17 protein-coding genes are annotated in these 15735 nt (G+C 68.7%); 8 read left to right on the forward strand and 9 right to left on the reverse strand.

The features are described from left to right. Positions 1 to 28 precede the first annotated feature (28 nt). From ACJASC_RS02650 to ACJASC_RS02680, 7 genes are all read left to right on the forward strand, one after another. Positions 29 to 640 (forward strand): ribonuclease D, encoded by a 612-nt coding sequence (locus tag ACJASC_RS02650; protein ID WP_415143318.1) that lies wholly within the window; start codon positions 29 to 31, stop codon positions 638 to 640. After that, complete coding sequence (locus tag ACJASC_RS02655; RefSeq protein ID WP_415143320.1) at positions 618 to 1622, forward strand: KpsF/GutQ family sugar-phosphate isomerase; 1005 nt, start codon at positions 618 to 620, stop codon at positions 1620 to 1622. The genes ACJASC_RS02650 and ACJASC_RS02655 overlap by 23 nt, the downstream gene beginning before the upstream one ends. Further along, positions 1622 to 2227 (forward strand): LPS export ABC transporter periplasmic protein LptC, encoded by a 606-nt coding sequence (lptC, locus tag ACJASC_RS02660; RefSeq protein ID WP_415143322.1) that lies wholly within the window; start codon positions 1622 to 1624, stop codon positions 2225 to 2227. The genes ACJASC_RS02655 and lptC overlap by 1 nt, the downstream gene beginning before the upstream one ends. Continuing rightward, positions 2224 to 2709: an LptA/OstA family protein gene (locus ACJASC_RS02665; protein WP_415143324.1), complete on the forward strand. Its 486-nt coding sequence runs from the start codon at positions 2224 to 2226 to the stop codon at positions 2707 to 2709. The genes lptC and ACJASC_RS02665 overlap by 4 nt, the downstream gene beginning before the upstream one ends. Next, the gene (gene lptB / locus ACJASC_RS02670; RefSeq protein ID WP_021692869.1) at positions 2706 to 3467 is read left to right on the forward strand and encodes an LPS export ABC transporter ATP-binding protein; all 762 of its coding nucleotides are present in this window, start codon (positions 2706 to 2708) and stop codon (positions 3465 to 3467) included. Before ACJASC_RS02665 ends, lptB begins: the two co-directional genes overlap by 4 nt. A 224-nt stretch (positions 3468 to 3691) precedes the next feature. Beyond that, positions 3692 to 4267, forward strand: a complete 576-nt coding sequence (hpf, locus tag ACJASC_RS02675) for a ribosome hibernation-promoting factor, HPF/YfiA family (RefSeq protein WP_021692868.1) — start codon at positions 3692 to 3694, stop codon at positions 4265 to 4267. Between the two features lie 53 nt (positions 4268 to 4320). Continuing rightward, positions 4321 to 4785, forward strand: coding sequence for a PTS sugar transporter subunit IIA (locus ACJASC_RS02680; protein ID WP_021692867.1), 465 nt, complete (start codon positions 4321 to 4323; stop codon positions 4783 to 4785). A gap of 34 nt (positions 4786 to 4819) precedes the next feature. Here the strand turns inward: ACJASC_RS02680 and ACJASC_RS02685 are convergent, their stop codons facing one another. The 8 genes from ACJASC_RS02685 to cysQ form a co-directional block, all read right to left on the reverse strand. Continuing rightward, positions 4820 to 6241, reverse strand: coding sequence for a nodulation protein NodH (locus ACJASC_RS02685; protein ID WP_415143327.1), 1422 nt, complete (start codon positions 6239 to 6241; stop codon positions 4820 to 4822). Next, positions 6234 to 7940 carry a DUF5927 domain-containing protein gene (locus tag ACJASC_RS02690; RefSeq protein WP_415143329.1) on the reverse strand — a complete coding sequence of 569 codons (1707 nt, stop codon included), beginning with the start codon at positions 7938 to 7940 and terminating at the stop codon, positions 6234 to 6236. The genes ACJASC_RS02685 and ACJASC_RS02690 overlap by 8 nt, the downstream gene beginning before the upstream one ends. Continuing rightward, a complete protein-coding gene (locus ACJASC_RS02695) occupies positions 7937 to 8947 on the reverse strand; it encodes a glycosyltransferase family 2 protein (protein ID WP_415143331.1) in 1011 nt (336 codons plus the stop codon). The genes ACJASC_RS02690 and ACJASC_RS02695 overlap by 4 nt, the downstream gene beginning before the upstream one ends. 28 nt (positions 8948 to 8975) lie before the next feature. Next, positions 8976 to 10163 (reverse strand): glycosyltransferase, encoded by a 1188-nt coding sequence (locus tag ACJASC_RS02700; RefSeq protein WP_415143333.1) that lies wholly within the window; start codon positions 10161 to 10163, stop codon positions 8976 to 8978. A gap of 7 nt (positions 10164 to 10170) precedes the next feature. Further along, positions 10171 to 11064: a UTP--glucose-1-phosphate uridylyltransferase GalU gene (galU, locus tag ACJASC_RS02705; protein WP_415143335.1), complete on the reverse strand. Its 894-nt coding sequence runs from the start codon at positions 11062 to 11064 to the stop codon at positions 10171 to 10173. A 103-nt stretch (positions 11065 to 11167) separates the two neighbouring features. After that, a complete protein-coding gene (locus ACJASC_RS02710) occupies positions 11168 to 12427 on the reverse strand; it encodes a glycosyltransferase family 2 protein (protein ID WP_415143337.1) in 1260 nt (419 codons plus the stop codon). Beyond that, a complete protein-coding gene (locus ACJASC_RS02715; RefSeq protein WP_021692860.1) occupies positions 12424 to 13227 on the reverse strand; it encodes a 3-deoxy-manno-octulosonate cytidylyltransferase in 804 nt (267 codons plus the stop codon). The genes ACJASC_RS02710 and ACJASC_RS02715 overlap by 4 nt, the downstream gene beginning before the upstream one ends. After that, entirely contained in the window at positions 13227 to 14021 is a 795-nt protein-coding gene (gene cysQ, locus ACJASC_RS02720) for a 3'(2'),5'-bisphosphate nucleotidase CysQ (protein WP_415143340.1), read from the reverse strand. Before cysQ ends, ACJASC_RS02715 begins: the two co-directional genes overlap by 1 nt. Before the next feature lie 162 nt (positions 14022 to 14183). Between cysQ and ACJASC_RS02725 the strand changes: the two genes are divergently transcribed. Further along, positions 14184 to 15005, forward strand: a complete 822-nt coding sequence (locus ACJASC_RS02725; protein WP_021692858.1) for an ABC transporter permease — start codon at positions 14184 to 14186, stop codon at positions 15003 to 15005. Here the strand turns inward: ACJASC_RS02725 and ACJASC_RS02730 are convergent. Next, on the reverse strand, positions 15002 to 15610 hold the full coding sequence (locus ACJASC_RS02730) for an alpha-ketoglutarate-dependent dioxygenase AlkB family protein (RefSeq protein WP_415143343.1): 609 nt from the start codon (positions 15608 to 15610) through the stop codon (positions 15002 to 15004). The two genes, ACJASC_RS02725 and ACJASC_RS02730, sit on opposite strands and share 4 nt — an antisense overlap. Between the last annotated feature and the right edge of the window lie 125 nt (positions 15611 to 15735).

Below are 15735 nucleotides of genomic sequence, written 5' to 3' on the forward strand. Positions count from 1 at the left end.
CTCCTCGTAGATCAACAGCGAGGACATCGTGGCGAACCACCTTTACCAGCAGGATATTCCCGACGATCTCGATCTCGGTCCCGTCGTGGCCATCGATTGCGAGACCATGGGCCTCAACCCGATCCGCGACAGGCTCTGCCTTGTGCAGATGTCGGGCGGCGACGGGCATTGCCACATGATCCAGATCCGGCCCGGCCAGAACGAAGCACCCAACCTCGTGCGGCTGCTCAAGGATCCGCAGGTGCTCAAGCTGTTCCATTTCGGCCGATTCGACATCGCCGCGATGCGGCACGCCTTCGGCGCCACCGCCGCACCGGTCTACTGCACCAAGATCGCCTCCAAGCTGGTGCGCACCTTCACCGAGCGGCACGGGCTGAAATACCTGCTGCAGGAGTTGGTCGGCGTCGATATTTCCAAGCAGCAGCAGCAATCGGACTGGGGCGCCGAAGAGCTGACCAATGCGCAGCTCGACTACGCCGCCTCGGACGTGCTTCACCTGCACCGCCTCAAGGCCGCGCTCGACGCCAAGCTCGAACGCGAGGGGCGCCGCGAACTGGCGCAGAGCTGCTTCGACTTCCTGCCCACCCGCGCCGCCCTCGACCTCGCGGGCTGGCCCGATGCCGACATCTTCGCGCACTGAGATGGGCGACGCGGATCAGCCCGCGAGGGATCTGGAGATCGCGCGGCAGGTGATCGCCGAGGAGGCCGCCGGTCTCGCGGCGCTCGCGCGCGGGCTCGATGGCGGCTTCACGGCCGCCGTCGCGGCGATCCGCGCCGCCACCGGGCGGGTGGTCGTCTCGGGCATGGGCAAATCGGGCCATGTCGCGCGCAAGATCGCCGCCACCCTCGCCTCGACCGGCACCCCCGCGTCCTTCGTGCACCCCGCCGAGGCGAGCCATGGCGATCTGGGCATGATCTCCAAGGGCGACGTGGTGCTGGTGCTGTCGAACTCGGGCGAGACGCCCGAACTGGCGGATCTCGTGGCTCATACGCGGCGATTCGGCATTCTGCTGATCGGCGTGGCGGCGCGGCCCCAGAGCACACTGATGACACAGGCCGACATCGCGATCGCGCTCCCCGCCCTGCCGGAGGCCTGCGGCATCGGCGTTGTACCCACCACCTCGACCACGATGACGCTGGCGCTGGGCGACGCGATCGCAATCGCCCTGATGCGCGGCCGCGGCTTCACGGCGGCCGATTTCCACGCCTTTCATCCCGGCGGCAAGCTCGGCGCACGGCTGGCGCGGGTGCGCGATCTGATGCATGGCGCATCCGAACTGCCGCTGGTGACGCTCGACGCGCCGATGTCCGACACGCTCTTGACGATCACCGGCGCGGGCTTCGGCGTCGTGGGGGTCGTCGATGAGGATGGCGGGCTCGCGGGAATCGTCACCGATGGCGACCTGCGGCGGCACATGTCGGGGCTTCTCGACCATCGCGCCGGCGAGGTCATGACGCCGCGCCCGCGCACCATCCGGCCCGACGCGCTCGCCGCCGAGGCGCTGGCACATATGAACGCGGGCAAGATCACCTGCCTGTTCGTGGTTGACGAAGAGGATGCCGCGCGCCGCCCTCTCGGCATCCTGCACATCCATGACTGCCTGCGGGCCGGCGTGGCCTGATGCACGCGCGCGACAATGCCTATTCGCGGTTCATCGGCCGCGCCAAGGTGCTGCTGCCGGTGCTTGGGCTGGTGCTGCTCTCGACGCTGTTTTTGATCGCGCGCGCCCCACAGGGACCCAGCGAGATCCCCTTTGCCGAAATCGAGGCCATAGCCAAAGAGCAAAGGGTCAGCGCGCCGCGATTTGCGGGCACCGCCGAAAACGGCGCGTCGATCTCGGTCGAGGCGGCGACGGTGCGGCCGCAGGCCGAAGGGATCTATGCGATCGACACCCCGCGCGGCGTGGTCGAGACCCCGGACGGGGCCCGGATCGAAATGCGCGCCGCGACCGGCGGGATCGACGCCGAGGCACGGCGGCTGCGGTTCGACGGGCCGGTCTCGATCGCAACCTCGATGGGCTACGATGTCGAAACGCCGATGCTCGAAGCCGATCTGGGCACCGGCCGCGTCGTCTCCACCGGCGCGATCACGGTCGACGGCCCCTTCGGCCGCCTCACCGCCGGGGCGATGCGCACCGAGATGCCGCAGGGGACCGCGCCGCGCATGGTGTTCTCCGATGGCGTGCGGCTGCTATATGATCCCGCAAGCCGAGGAGAGAGCCGATGATCCGCACCACCGCCCTTGCCGCCCTGTTCACGGGGCTGCTGTTGCCCGGCCTCGCCATGGCCCAGACGCAGATGGCCTTGGGCGGCCTCGCGGCCGACCCCTCGGCCCCGGTCGAGGTCACCGCCGAAAGCCTGAGTGTCGATCAGGCCACGGGGCGCGCCACCTTCGAGGGCGACGTGCTGATCGGTCAGGGCGAGATGAAGATCTCGGCCGCCACGGTCGAGGTGGTCTATGACGAGGCCACCGGCGAGATCGCCCGGCTCGAGGCGGAGGGCGGCGTCACCTTCGTCACCGCGACCGAGGCCGCCGAAGCCGAGAGCGCGGTCTACGACATCTCCGGCGGTACGCTGACCCTCATCGGCGACGTGTTGCTCACCCAAGGGCGCACGGCGTTGTCGTCGCAGCGCATGGAGATCGACCTCGCGGCAGGCACCGCGCAGCTCACGGGCGGCGTGCGCAGCGTCATCGAGCCCGCGCAATGAGCGACCGCCCCGCCCTCGACCTGACGCCCGGATCGGGGGGGCTGCGGGTCACCGGCCTGCGCAAGAGCTACCGCAAGCGCCCGGTGATCCGCGACGTGTCGCTGCATCTCGACCGCGGCGAGGTGGTGGCGCTTCTAGGGCCCAACGGCTCGGGCAAGACCACCTGTTTCTACTCCATTGCCGGTCTGGTGAGCCCCGAGGGCGGGCAGGTGACGATCGACGGGCGCGACGCGACGCTTCTGCCGATGTATCGCCGAGCGCGCCTGGGCATCGGCTACCTGCCGCAGGAGATGTCGGTGTTTCGCGGCCTCAACGTCGAGGACAATATCCTCGCCGTGCTCGAGATCGCCGAGCCCGACCGCACCTCGCGGCGCGAACGGCTCGAGGAACTGCTGTCGGACTTCTCGATCGGACACCTGCGCCGCGCGCCGGCGCTGGCGCTGTCTGGGGGCGAACGCCGCCGGGTCGAGATCGCGCGCTGCCTCGCCGCGAATCCGCGCTACGTGCTGCTCGACGAGCCCTTCGCCGGCGTCGATCCGATCGCGGTGGGCGACATTCGCGATCTCGTGGCCGCACTCAAGACCCGCGGATTGGGCGTGCTGATCACCGATCACAACGTGCGCGAGACTCTCGGAATCGTTGATCGCGCCTATATCCTGCATGACGGCCGCGTGCTGATGTCGGGCACCACCGACGAGGTGGTCCGCGACGAGAACGTGCGCCGCGTCTATCTTGGTCAGGGCTTCCGGATCAGTTGAATGCGGCGCAACGGCGGCGTTGACAAGCGGGGCCGCGATCGGGCGAGATGGGACTCGATGACGCAGACCGACCACTCTTGTCCACAGGTACGGACGGCTCCGACGCGACGGGCCGGACGACACTTGGAGGGCGGGGCCGCTGCCCATCCCCACCCCCTGCCGGCCCGGACCCCTTGCCCGCCTCGCGCGCGCAGGGCCGAGCCGCGCCCCTGAAGGAGATGTCCATGCGCTACCAGATCACCGGCAAACAGATCGAGATCGGCGAGGCGCTGCAGACCCATGTGCAGACCGAGCTTGGCGTGACGCTGGGCAAATACGCCGGTCGTCCGACCGACGCCAATGTCGTGTTCTCGCGTTCGGGCCATGAACATGTCTGCGAAGCCGTGGTGCATCTGTCGACCGGCCTCACCGCGCAGGCCTCGGGCCGCGCCAACGAGATCTATGCCGCCTTCGACGCCTGCTGCGAGAAGATGGACAAACAGCTGCGCCGCTACAAGCGTCGGCTGAAGGACCACCACAAGGCCCGCGCAAACCCGGTTGAACAATCCCTCGCGGGCTCCTATATCCTCGCCGCGTCAGGAGACAGTGACGAAACCGAGCAGGACAGCCTCGCCCCGATGATCGTCGCCGAGATGGAATCGAAGATTCCCGAACTCTCGGTCGGTGAAGCCGTGATGCAACTCGAACTGACGGATTCCCCTGTGCTGGTGTTCCGCAACGAGAAGCACAGCGGGATCAACGTCGTCTACAAGCGCGACGATGGCAATTTCGGGTGGATCGACCCGCGTAACATCGGCTAGGAGGGCGCCAGATCCTGGCTCTCCGAGCCCGCCTCGCAGACAGGGGACTCCATATGCAGATTTCCGAGATCCTTCCGGTGGACGGCGTCAAGATGCTGGCTTCGACCAGCTCCAAGAAACGGCTGTTTCAGGACCTCGGGGATCTCGCGGAGACCTGCTATGATCTGACGCCCGCGCGCGTGGTCGAGGCGCTGCTCGAACGCGAGGGTCTCGGCCCCACCGGCGTCGGCCATGGCGTGGCGCTGCCGCATGCGCGACTCGGCGGTCTCGACCGGGTGCAAGGCCTGTTCATCCGCCTCGACAAGCCGCTCGAATTCGATTCGATCGACCGTCAGCCCGTGGATCTCGTGTTCTGCCTGCTCGCCCCCGATGGCAGCGGCGTCGAGCATCTCAAGGCCTTGGCACTGGTGTCGCGCACGCTGCGCGACACCGCCACCTGCCAGAAGCTGCGCTCCAACGCCGAGGCTGGCACGCTGCATGCGATCCTGACCGAAGGCCCCGCGATTCAGGCCGCTTGACGCCTCGGACGCCACTCCTGCCCGATAGCCCGGCTCAGCTGCGCAGCGGCCGCCAATCCGCAAATCCGAACCGCGCGTAATCGCGCGCATGGACCGCCCGCACCGCCGCTTCGATATCCGCGTCATAGATCGCGACGAGGGCGTCTTCGTGCGGGTCGCTCGCATTCGTCCATGGCGGCGCCTCACGCCCCGCATGCGCGGCCAGCCTTGGTAGCGCCTGCCCAAGCTCGTCTTCGCGCAAGATCGCGTCGGGACATTCGAACTCGGCGATCCCCTGCAACAGCATCCTCTGGCTGGCCCAGGCTGCATCGACCCGGACCGCGGTCTGCCCGGCCAGATTGGCCTTCACGAAACCGATGAAGGCGGCGAAGGCGGCGCGGTGATGCGCGGGATCGGGGTCGGGGCCCGCCGCCTCGGACGCAATCGGCAGGTCGTAGCGGCGGCGCAGCGTCTCGCGGATCTCGTGGAAACCGCCCGCCCCCCGGTCGAGGATCCGGTCGCAAAAGGCGGCGTGCAGCCGCGCCACCGGGTGGCGCAGCACCGCGAAGCTGCGGTGACCGGGATGCGCGCCCTGCCACGTGCGCAGCGTCTTTTGCGTGAAGTCCCGGCGCAGCGGCGCGCCATCGAGCGCCTCGAGCCAGCCGCGCAGCGCCGCCTCCGGCCCGGATTTGAGCGGCAGGCACAACAGGCCGCTCTGCGCGGGCGCGATGTAGCTGGGCACCATCGGGCCGCGCCGCGGCTCGAAATTGGGGGTGCGACCCAGATCGAACCGGTCGATCCGCGCCAGCGCCGCCCGCATCTCGTCGAAATTCTCCACCTTCTCGGCGAGGCTTTGGGGGTTTTGCTTCTTGAGGCTGCGATCGAGCCCCTCCAGCCGCGCCGGCACGCCGAGCCAAGCGGCCAGACCGTTGAGCACGGCCAGATCCTGAAGGTCGTCGTAATCGATATAGAAGGCGCTCTGCCCACCGCGCTGCAACGCGCCCATGATACGTAGCTGCGCCTGCCGCAGGCGCTCCAGATGCCGCTCGAAGCCGGTGGCGTCGAAGGCCACGCGTTCGGCCCGCGCATGGCGCGCATCGGTGAGCTTCCACTGCCCCGTCGCCGCCGCGATGCGGTGCGAAACGTAGGATTCGGCCGGGTTGCGGGTCAGCACGATCTTGGCGATGCGCGGCGCCTCCATCAGCGGTGCGAAGAGGCGCGGGTCGTGATCGCTGAAGTAGCGAAACCCGTGCAGCCCCGGCGCCGCGCGCAGCCGGGCCAGCAGGTCGAGCGGCGCCGCGTCGCGCACGGCCCGGTCCACCCCGAGGATCGGCGCGTCTTTGGGCGATCCGATGAAATGCGGGTTGAAGGCCTCGCCGTGGCAGGTCACGCCGTCGAGCGCGTTGAGATTGCTTTCGAGGAAGTTCGAACCGGTGCGCATCTCGGCGAGCACCACGAAGCTGTCGAAGTCAGGCATTGGGGCGGCTCACCAGATAGGGCTTGGGGGCGGAACGACGGGGACGGGGCGCGGGCCCGGCAGGGATGTCGCCGGTCAGGTAGGGATGCATGCCCAAGTTGCGCATCTCCTGCAGGAACCCGCCGAACCCGTCGAGCGGCAGCATCGGCGGCGGGTCGGGCAGCGCGCCGATGTGGTGCGGCGCGATATCGGCGAGCATCTGCGCCAGCGCCTCGGCGGGGGCCTCCAGAAGCTCGGCCAGCGTCCAGATCCTGATCCGCGCCTTGGCATAGGGTGAGCGCAGCGCGCCCAGATGATCGGCCTCGGTCTTTTGCAGTCGCGCCGCCGTATCGCGCAGTTCGGCCAGGGGCCGCCCCGAGCGAAACAGCGGCACCGCCCAGGCCCCGGAGATGACGCCGATCCGCGCATTGGGGTCCTTGGCGATGTCCCAGCTTACATGCTGGCTGTCGCGCGGGCCGAACTGGAACACCTGACGCGCGCCGCGCCCGTTCCAGATCAGGTTGGTGAGAAACCGCCGTGCGTCGTGATCGCGCAGCGCCGCGCTGTCGGACAGCACCCCGCGCCACGGCGCGCCGCCGCCTTCGAAGGCCACGACCTCGGGGGCAAAGAGATGACCATGCACGGTGGCGCCGCTCGCGCGGGCGAACCAGCCCTCGAAGCCCTCGAACAGCTCGGCAAAGCCCTGCAGCACGCCGTAGGGCGCAGCGGTAAAGCCATTCTCCCACCCCTCGTTGGGCAAGCGGCTTTGCATGTAGAGACCGGCACGGCCATGCACCCGCCGCTCCGTCGCTTGGGCAAAGACCCGGTCGATCCGCGCAGGCGCGGGTTCGGCCATGCCCGCCGGATGCCCGCCCGCCGCCATCTCGTCATAGATCGCCTGCGCCCGGGGCCAGATCTTGCGCGCGACGAAGCACTCCGAACGGCGCAGCAGCGGCAGGTGATCGTCGTAGAACAGGTGCGGCTTGCCCTGAAAATCGAACTTGGCCATGGTCAGCGACCGGCTTTCGATCCGCGTGGACCAGCGGCGCGCGAGGCTTTGGAAATAGCTTTCGTCGGGGATCCAGACCCGGGCGAAGTAGAGGTCGAGCGCCGGGCGCTGCGGGTCCGACAGGATCGCCTCCAGCGTCGCGCGCGTCAGGCACCACCATTGCGATCCCATATGCGGCACCAGCCCCTCCGGCAGGCGCCGCCGCACCGCCAGACGCCGCTGCAGCGCCACGTAGCGGTCGAAGGCCCAGCGCTGCCGCTTCCACGAAAACGGAAAGCGCAGGGTGAACCGCTCCTCCGAGAGGCCGCCCACGGTCCATGGCACGTCGGCGACACAGGCGCTCTCGATGAAGTCGGTGTCGCGGCGCGCGGCGAGATAGGCGGTAAGCTCGGCCACCGGGCGCAGTGGCACGCAGGAGCCGGAAGCGAGATAGACATGCTCGACCGAGGCGAAGCTGTCGAGCATCAGCCGCGCGCCCGACTGCGTCGCCGCCACCATGCCCCAGCCGCCCCATTCGCAGCGGTGCCGGTCGCAAAACAGCACCCGGTCGGAGATGTCGTCGAAACCCGCCCGCAACCGCTCGAACCGCGACCGGCGCATGGCGCTGTCGACATGCACCACCACCGGGCAGCCTGACAGTGCCCAGTGCCGGATCACCTCCTCCGCGCGGCCCAGCGCGTTGTGCACGAGGATCACGACGCCGAGGCTCACGCCCAGTTGCCTCGCGACATCAGGCCCAGCACCTCGAGTTGCCGCCAGTTGATGTATCTTTCGCTCCATCGGCACCACAGTTCGGGGTCCGCCTCCAGACCGGCGGCATAGGCCTTGTACTCGGCGCTTGCGGCGTAATGTTGACCCCGTTGCAGCTCCTCGCGGGCCTTGTCGCCAAAGCCGTCGAGGAACTTGGTATGGAGCAGCATGCCGCAGGTCTTCTCGCCGCCCCACTCGTCATAGACGAGGTTGAGCCCGCGCGGCAGCAGCATGTGGGTCGAGCTGACATAGGCGTAGCGGCGGTCCCATTTCACCAGCGGGATCTTGTTGAGCGCGGGCGCACGCTCGGGCATGTCGGCAAAGAACATCCGTGCGCGCGGCCCGCCCTGAATCCATAAATTGCCGTAGAGCGCATTGCGCGAGATGCTGTAATTGCCCGGATCGAACCAGCAGGCGGTCTCGAGCGGGTCGTCGCCCGCCGCAAAGGGCTGTGCGCCGATCGGCCCCTTGGGGTAGAGATCGAGCAGCATCGCCCCGAAGCTGCGGATCGAGGAAGCGTCGAGCCAGTCGGTCAGCGCCGCGAGCGGCCGCGTGTCGCAGAAGGGATAGATCAGCAGCTCATCGGGATCGACGGTCAGACACCAGTGGCCGTGGCCGTGGCAGCGCATCAGCCAGTTGAGCCAATCGACCCCGAATCGGGCGCGCTTGTAGCTCGCGTCGCTGCGCCACAGAGACACGTCGGGCTGTTCGGCCAGAAACGCCACGCCGCCATCATCGCTGCCGTTGTCGACCATGAAGAAATGCGAAACGCCCATGCCCCGGTAATGGTCGAGGAAATGCGGCAGCCGGGCGGCCTCGTTGCGCAGCGTGGTGAAGACGAGGATGTCCGAGGGGCGGATCTGCGTGCTTCGATCGACGACACAGGACAACTCGCGCCGCTTGCGCAGCGCCCGAAGGCGCCATCTCTTGCGCTGCAATCTCAGCCGGTAGGTCTGCCAGGCCTTCAAGCGTCCGTCTCCCCGGCCCGGTGGCCGATCAAAGCCCCCCGAGCGCGCGCTCCACATGTGCCGCCCAGCTTGGCGACAGGACGCGCGGTGGCGGCAGGCGGGGCGGCGCGGCATGCGCCCGGATCACCTGTTCCCACTGGTAGCGGTCTGCCGGGTCGCAGTAAACGGCGGCGTCGCCCAGCAATTCGCGGCAGATGGCAAGATCGCCACAGATCACGCGGCATCCCAAGGCCTGCGCTTCGAGCGGCGGCAGGCCGTAGCCCTCGGCCAGCGAGGGAAACAACAGCGCCCGCGCGCCGCCCAGCAACGCCGCGACCGCCCCGTCCGAGAGGCCCGGCATCTCGGACACCCCCGGCACGCCCCGGTCGAGCCGCGCAAAGACCTCCGTATTGTTCCAGCCGCGCGCACCGCAGATGAAGAGGCGCGGCGCGTCATCGCCCAGCCGCTCCCAGACATCGAGCAGCAGCGCGTGATTCTTGCGCGGCTCGATGGTGCCCAGCACCACCATGTAGGGGCGGACGAGGTCGATATCGGGCGGCAGCGCGGCAGGATCGGGTCGGGCCGGAGCGACCCCGAGCGGCGCCACCACCATCGGCGGCACCCGCCCCCGTTCGGCCAGCCGCGCCTCGATCCGCGAGGCGGTCACCCGCGCGGTGGCCACGACCCGGTCGGCGTGGCGCGCCACCACATCGAGCCGCCGCCCAAAGCGCGCGACGCTGCCCGGTCCCGCCGCCTGCGGCAGATCGAGCGGGATCGTGTCATGGACCAGCACGACGACGCGCGCCCCCGCGCCGTGCAAGGCGCGCATCACCCGGTTGTCGAGATTGGCGTGGCCGGTGTTGAGATAGACGGCCCCCGGCGGCAGCCATCGGCGCAGCATCCCCGTCAGACCGCGCCGCGAAACGCGTGCCACGGCGAGCGCGCGCACCCGCCCCTGCGCCGCGCGTCGGGCCGGGTCGAGCCGCCGGAACAGCATCGCCACCGGCCCTGCACGGCCCCAATCATGATGATCGAACGCCCGCGCGAACCTCTGCATGCCGGCCCGGTCGAGCAGCGCGAAACCCACAGGCGTTCGCAGCAGGCCGAGAACAGGCCGGGGATCCGCGAGGCAGGCGCTGAGCCAAGCCCTCTCGACCCGGTCGACGCCGGTGGCCATGCGCCCGGCGCGGCTGGCCAGCCGCGTCAGGTCGAGGATCAGCGAGGTCGGTGGGGTCAAGCGCCGGTCATTGCGCGGCGTTGCGGATCGCCATCATCTCGTGGAGATACTGGCCGAACTCGTCGCGCAGCTCATCGCGCGCGAGGCCGAAGGCCACGGTCGCCTGCAAGAAGCCCGCCTTGGAGCCGCAATCGTAGCGCTCGCCCGAGAAGCGATGCCCAAAAACGCCGCGCTCGGTGCCGATCTCCTTGGCGATCGCGTCGGTGAGCTGGATCTCACCACCCGCGCCACGCTCGTTCGCGTTCAAATGCTGCATCACCTGCGGCGACAGGATGTAGCGCCCGATCACCGCGAGGTTCGAGGGCGCGTCGGCGGGCTTGGGCTTCTCGACCATGCCGCGCACCTTCATCGTGTCGCCCTGCCCGGCCTCGACATCGAGCACGCCGTAGGAAGAGGTGCGCTCATTGGGCACCTCCATCGCCGCGACCATGCAGCCACCGGTCTCGCGATGTGCTTCGACCATCTGCTGCAGGCAAGGCTTCTCGGCGGCGATCACGTCATCGGGCAGGATCACCGCAAAGGGCTCGTCGCCGATCAGGTTGCGCGCGCACCAGACCGCGTGGCCGAGGCCCATCGCCTGATGCTGCCGGATATAGGCGATGGCACCCGACGGCATGTAGGTCGACTTGAGCACGTCGAGCAGTTGGTCCTTGCCGTCCTCGGCCAAGCGCGTTTCCAGTTCGGGCGCATGGTCGAAGTAATCCTCAAGCGCCGACTTGCCGCGCGCGGTCACGAAGATGAACTCCTCGATACCGGCGGCGCGCGCCTCGTCGATCGCGTATTGGATCAACGGCTTGTCGACGAGCGTCATGATTTCCTTGGGAACGGATTTGGTGGCCGGTAGGAACCGCGTCCCAAGTCCTGCCACGGGAAATACGGCCTTGGTCACACGTGTCGTCATCTACCTGAATCCTTTGTTCGCGGCGCATCGGGGAGAAGGCGCCCGCTTGAAAACCTTTGCGATCTGCTTCGCAACAACCGTGAACAACCGCAAGACGTTCCTATCATGATGGCGTCATCTCATCAATTCTCGCCCCCTCAGGGTCGCGATGCGTACGTTGCCGCGCCTCCTCGAAGGCGGCGCGCTCGGCAAAACGCCAGCGCCGGAACGCCGGATCGCCGGGCAGCGACGGGCCGAACAGCCCGCCCGACTGCACCCAGACGCCGCGCGGGTCGAACCGGATACGGTGGCGGCGCGCATCGGGCCACAGCACCAGCAGCGTCACGACATGGCCGCGCCCGGCGATCTGCACCGCCTCGGCCATCTGCGCGCGCGCGGTGAAGGGCCGCGCCGAGAGCCAGACCGAGGGCAGCGCGGAGCCGATGTCGCGCAACGGCGAGAAGGCGGGCGGCGGCTCGTCGAGCGGCACCAGCCGCTCCAGCGGTCTGAGCCGTCCCTCGGATACGCCTGCCTCGAAGCTTGCCATGAGGCGTCCCACATCCCCCGGCGCGATCCGGCCCCATTGCATATGGTGCAAAAGCCGCTGCTTCTGGGCCATGCGCTCGGCTTCGATCCGGGCATTGCCGTCGAGCCGCGCGCCGTGGCGCCGCAGGAACACCGCGAGGCTTGCTCCGATGTCGGACAGGTCGCGTGGCACCCGGTCGTCGCGGCGGCGGGGCGAGGCGAGATAGCCGTGATGCACCTGCGCTTGCGGCACGATCGCGGTGCGCGCGCCCATGGCCGCGAGCCGCAGGTTCAGGTCGGTCTCGTCGAGATAGAAGCGATAGGCCGGATCGAAGCCGCCCATCGCGGTCAGCACGCCGCGCCGCACCGCCATGTTGGTGCCCTCGGTCTTGATGCCACGCCCGAGCCTGCCGCGCAGCACGATCGGCGCATCGCTCTCGAGCACCAGATCGCGACAGCTGCCGTCGGCGAAGGCCGCGCGCGCCCGCCATTGCCAGCCGAAGTGGCCGGGGCCGCGCACGAAACCGCCCGCCGCGGCCACCGTTTCGTCCTCGAACGGAGCAGTCAGCGCCGCGAGCCAGCCCGGCTCGGGCAGCGCGTCGTCGTCAAGAAAGGCCACCACCTCGCCCGCCGCCGCCTCAATGCCGATGTTGCGCGCGCGGCCGATATTGGCCTCGTCGCAGCGGCGCACCCGAATCCGGTCGCCCCAGGACGCCAGCGCCGCCTGCCCCTCGGCATCGGTGACGACGACGACCTCGAAGGCGGGGTGGCGGCTTTGCGACAGCGCCGTCAGGCACAGCCGCAGCGCATCGGGGCGCCCGCGGCTGGCGATGACGACGCTGACGCGGATCGGCGTCACGCCACCTGCATCTCGGCGAGCATCGCCTCGATGCGCGGCACGTCGGAGGGGTTGTTCAGCTCCCAGAACTGCCGCCCGCGCGCCTCGACCTCGACGCAGAGCATCGGCACCCGGCGTTCGAGAAAGCGCAGCTGCTCCAGCCCTTCGAGCGTCTCCAGCGGCCCCTGCTGCCAGCGGCCATAGGCGGCCAGCGCCGAGGGGCGGTAGGCATAGACCCCGACATGGTGGAACACCGGCGTCGCCTCCTCGTCGGCATAATCGTCGCGCCCGGTGTAGGGGATCACCTCCTTGGAGAAGTAGAGCGCGGTATTGTCGGTGCCGAACACCGCCGTGGTGCCCCCGACCCGGCCCGCGCGGCGATCCTCGCGAAAGCCCTTGAGCGCCGCGGCATCGGCGCGCAGAACCGGCGTCGCCACTTCGGCCACCGGGTGATCGCGCAGATCCTCGATCAGACGCTCCACGAACCATGGCGGGGTCAGCGGCGCGTCGCCTTGCAGATTCACCACGATCTCGAAGCCGCCGCCCAGCGCGTCATAGGCCTCGGCGCAGCGTTCGGTGCCGTTGCGACAGGCCTCGGAGGTCATCACCACCTCCGCGCCGAAGGCCTCGGCGGCGGTGCGGATCCGGTCGTCGTCGGTGGCGACGACGACGCGCGGGTTGCCGGAAACCTGCATCGCCGCCTCCCAGGAGCGGCGGATCAGGCTGCGCGCCTCCCCCGTCGCCCCGGTCAGCTCGACCAGCGGCTTGCCCGGATAGCGGGATGAGGCGTAGCGCGCGGGGATGACGATCAGCACCGACATCAGGGCTTGGCCAGATCCACGCCGGGGGCGTAAGCGATGAAGAACGGGTTCTCGAAGCCCGGCTTGCCATAGCCCAGCACCGTGTGATCGTCGAAGCGCACGACCTTGCCGCCAGCGCCGCCGAGCACCGCGTGACCGGCCGCCGTGTCCCACTCCATGGTGCGCCCGAGGCGCGGATAGATGTCGGCCTCGCCCGTCGCCACGAGACAGAACTTGAGCGAGGAGCCCGCGCTCTTCATGTCGGCGACCTCGTATTTGCCGATGTAGTCGTCGGTGGCGGCGTCGCGGTGGCTCTTGGAGGCGACGACGCGGAGCGCCGCGTCGGGGGTCGAGACATTGATCGGCGCGGTGGCGCCGGGCGTGTCCGCGTCGAACGGGCCCTGCTCCTCGACCGAAACCCCCGAGGCGTCGGTGTAGAACAGGCGCCCCTTGGCGGGGGCATAGACCACGCCGCGCGTCGGCTGGCCGTCCTCGACGAGGGCGATGTTGACGGTGAAGTCGCCGCGGCGCTGCACGAACTCCTTGGTGCCATCGAGCGGATCGACGATCAGGAAGGTCGAAACGCTCTGGCCGTGGCTGTCGGACTGCTCCTCGGTGACGAGCGGCATCTCGGGGAAGGCGGCGCGCAGCCCGTCCGAGATCAGCGCGTCGGCGGCCTCGTCGGCAGCGGTGACGGGGCTGTCGTCGCTCTTGGCACGCACGTCGAAATCGGGACCGTCATAGATCTCCATGATCTTTTCGCCCGCCTCGATCGCGAGTTTGCGCATCACCTGCGTCAGCCTGTCGAAATCCATATCACCAACCGTCCTTTGACCTTGTACCGCCCCGAAATCGCCATCCGCTTCATGCGATGTTGATAGGTCGGAGCGATCTCCTTATGGTATCCCGTCCGGAGATCGGCAAGAAATTCGTCACCCGTCCGCCGGTCGCGGAACCCGGTCGCAGAGCGAGGTCAGATGTTCCAAGGCGAGCGCCCCCGCGGCACGGGCCGACGCGCGGCCGGATTGGCCGAACTGATCTATCACTCCACCGTGCGCGAGATCCGCAAGGATCACCGCAATGCGCTTGCGGGGCTGTTGATGAACATCGTCCAGACGGTGATCTTCGTGCTCGCCTTCTATCTGATGTTCACGCTGATCGGCGCGCGCGGCGCCGGGCTTCGGGGCGACTTCCTGCTTTATCTGATGTCGGGCATCTTCCTGTTTCTGATCCACACCAAGGCCGTGGGCGCGGTGGTCAAGGCCGACGGCCCCGCCTCCTCGATGATGAAGCATGCGCCGCTCAACACCGCCGTGACCATTTCGGCGGCGGCGCTGGGCTCGCTCTACATCCAGCTGTTGTCGCTTCTGGTGATCCTGTTCTTCTACCACGTGCTGGTGACGCCGGTGGTGATCGAGGACCCGGTGGGCGCGATGGGGATGCTGCTGGTGGCGTGGTTCTCGGGTGTCGGCGTCGGCATGATCTTCATGGCGATCAAGCCATGGCTGCCCGAGTTCACCACCATCGGCGTCTCGGTCTATTCGCGCGTCAACATGATCGCGAGCGGCAAGATGTTCGTGGCCAACACGCTTCCGGGCTACATGCTTTCGGTGTTCGACTGGAACCCGCTGTTTCACGCGATCGATCAGGCGCGGGGCGACATATTCCTCAACTACACGCCGCATTTCACCTCGGCTCTCTATCCGCTCTGGATCGGGCTGATTCTGGTGGCTGTCGGCATGATGGCCGAGTTCTTCACTCGCAAGCGCGCCTCCGCGAGTTGGAGCGCCGGGCGTTAACGCACCACCCGGAGCGTGACGTTGATCCGCCCGCCCCCCGTGATCAGCGTCGAGGATCCTTCGCGCAGCCGGTCGATGCCGTGATGCACCAGCCGCGCCGCGCCGCCCATCACCGCGACATCGCCCGAGCGCAGCCAGATCGAGGCGGTCCTGCCGCCCTTTTCGACCGACCCCACCCGGAACAGCGCCTCGTCGCCAAGCGAGATCGACACCACCGGGTAGGAGAAATCCCCCTCGTCGCGGTCCTGATGCAGGCCCATCTTCGCCCCCTCGCGGTAGAGGTTCACGAGACAGCTGTCGGGATCGACATCCGTGCCCGACACCGCGCGCCAGACCGCCAGGACGCTTTGCGGAATCGACGGCCAGGGGCGGCCGGTTTCGGGGTGCAGTTCTTCGTAACGGTAGCCGCGCCGATCCGCGACCCAGCCCAGCCGGCCGGCGGAGGTCATCCGCACGCTCATCGGGCCGCGCCGGGTGACCGGGCGCATTACCGGGGCGGCGCGCGCCACCTCGCGCAGATCGGCGACCATCGCCGCCTGCGCGTCGGGCCCCAGAAAGCCCGGCAGCACCCGCACCCCCCGCAGGTCGATCTCCTCCGCTTCCATGCGCCGTCTCCCCGTTCGGTTCCACCGAGGTGGCAAAATGGCGCGTCTCGGCCATCGCTGCCAGTTGCAGCCCGAAAACGCCCTCCCTATATAGCCCAGTGATCCGCGGCGGGCTCGTCTCGCCG

The organism is Limimaricola cinnabarinus, assembly GCF_047631075.1.
GTDB lineage: Bacteria > Pseudomonadota > Alphaproteobacteria > Rhodobacterales > Rhodobacteraceae > Limimaricola > Limimaricola cinnabarinus.

Coding starts and splice junctions, on each gene's coding strand:
- ACJASC_RS02655 (WP_415143320.1), top strand. CDS start 618: ATGCCGACATCTTCGCGCACTGAGATGGGCGACGCGGATCAGCCCGCG.
- lptC (WP_415143322.1), top strand. CDS start 1,622: ATGCACGCGCGCGACAATGCCTATTCGCGGTTCATCGGCCGCGCCAAG.
- ACJASC_RS02665 (WP_415143324.1), top strand. CDS start 2,224: ATGATCCGCACCACCGCCCTTGCCGCCCTGTTCACGGGGCTGCTGTTG.
- lptB (WP_021692869.1), top strand. CDS start 2,706: ATGAGCGACCGCCCCGCCCTCGACCTGACGCCCGGATCGGGGGGGCTG.
- hpf (WP_021692868.1), top strand. CDS start 3,692: ATGCGCTACCAGATCACCGGCAAACAGATCGAGATCGGCGAGGCGCTG.
- ACJASC_RS02680 (WP_021692867.1), top strand. CDS start 4,321: ATGCAGATTTCCGAGATCCTTCCGGTGGACGGCGTCAAGATGCTGGCT.
- ACJASC_RS02685 (WP_415143327.1), bottom strand. CDS start 6,241: ATGCCTGACTTCGACAGCTTCGTGGTGCTCGCCGAGATGCGCACCGGT.
- galU (WP_415143335.1), bottom strand. CDS start 11,064: ATGACGACACGTGTGACCAAGGCCGTATTTCCCGTGGCAGGACTTGGG.
- ACJASC_RS02715 (WP_021692860.1), bottom strand. CDS start 13,227: ATGTCGGTGCTGATCGTCATCCCCGCGCGCTACGCCTCATCCCGCTAT.
- cysQ (WP_415143340.1), bottom strand. CDS start 14,021: ATGGATTTCGACAGGCTGACGCAGGTGATGCGCAAACTCGCGATCGAG.
- ACJASC_RS02725 (WP_021692858.1), top strand. CDS start 14,184: ATGTTCCAAGGCGAGCGCCCCCGCGGCACGGGCCGACGCGCGGCCGGA.
- ACJASC_RS02730 (WP_415143343.1), bottom strand. CDS start 15,610: ATGGAAGCGGAGGAGATCGACCTGCGGGGGGTGCGGGTGCTGCCGGGC.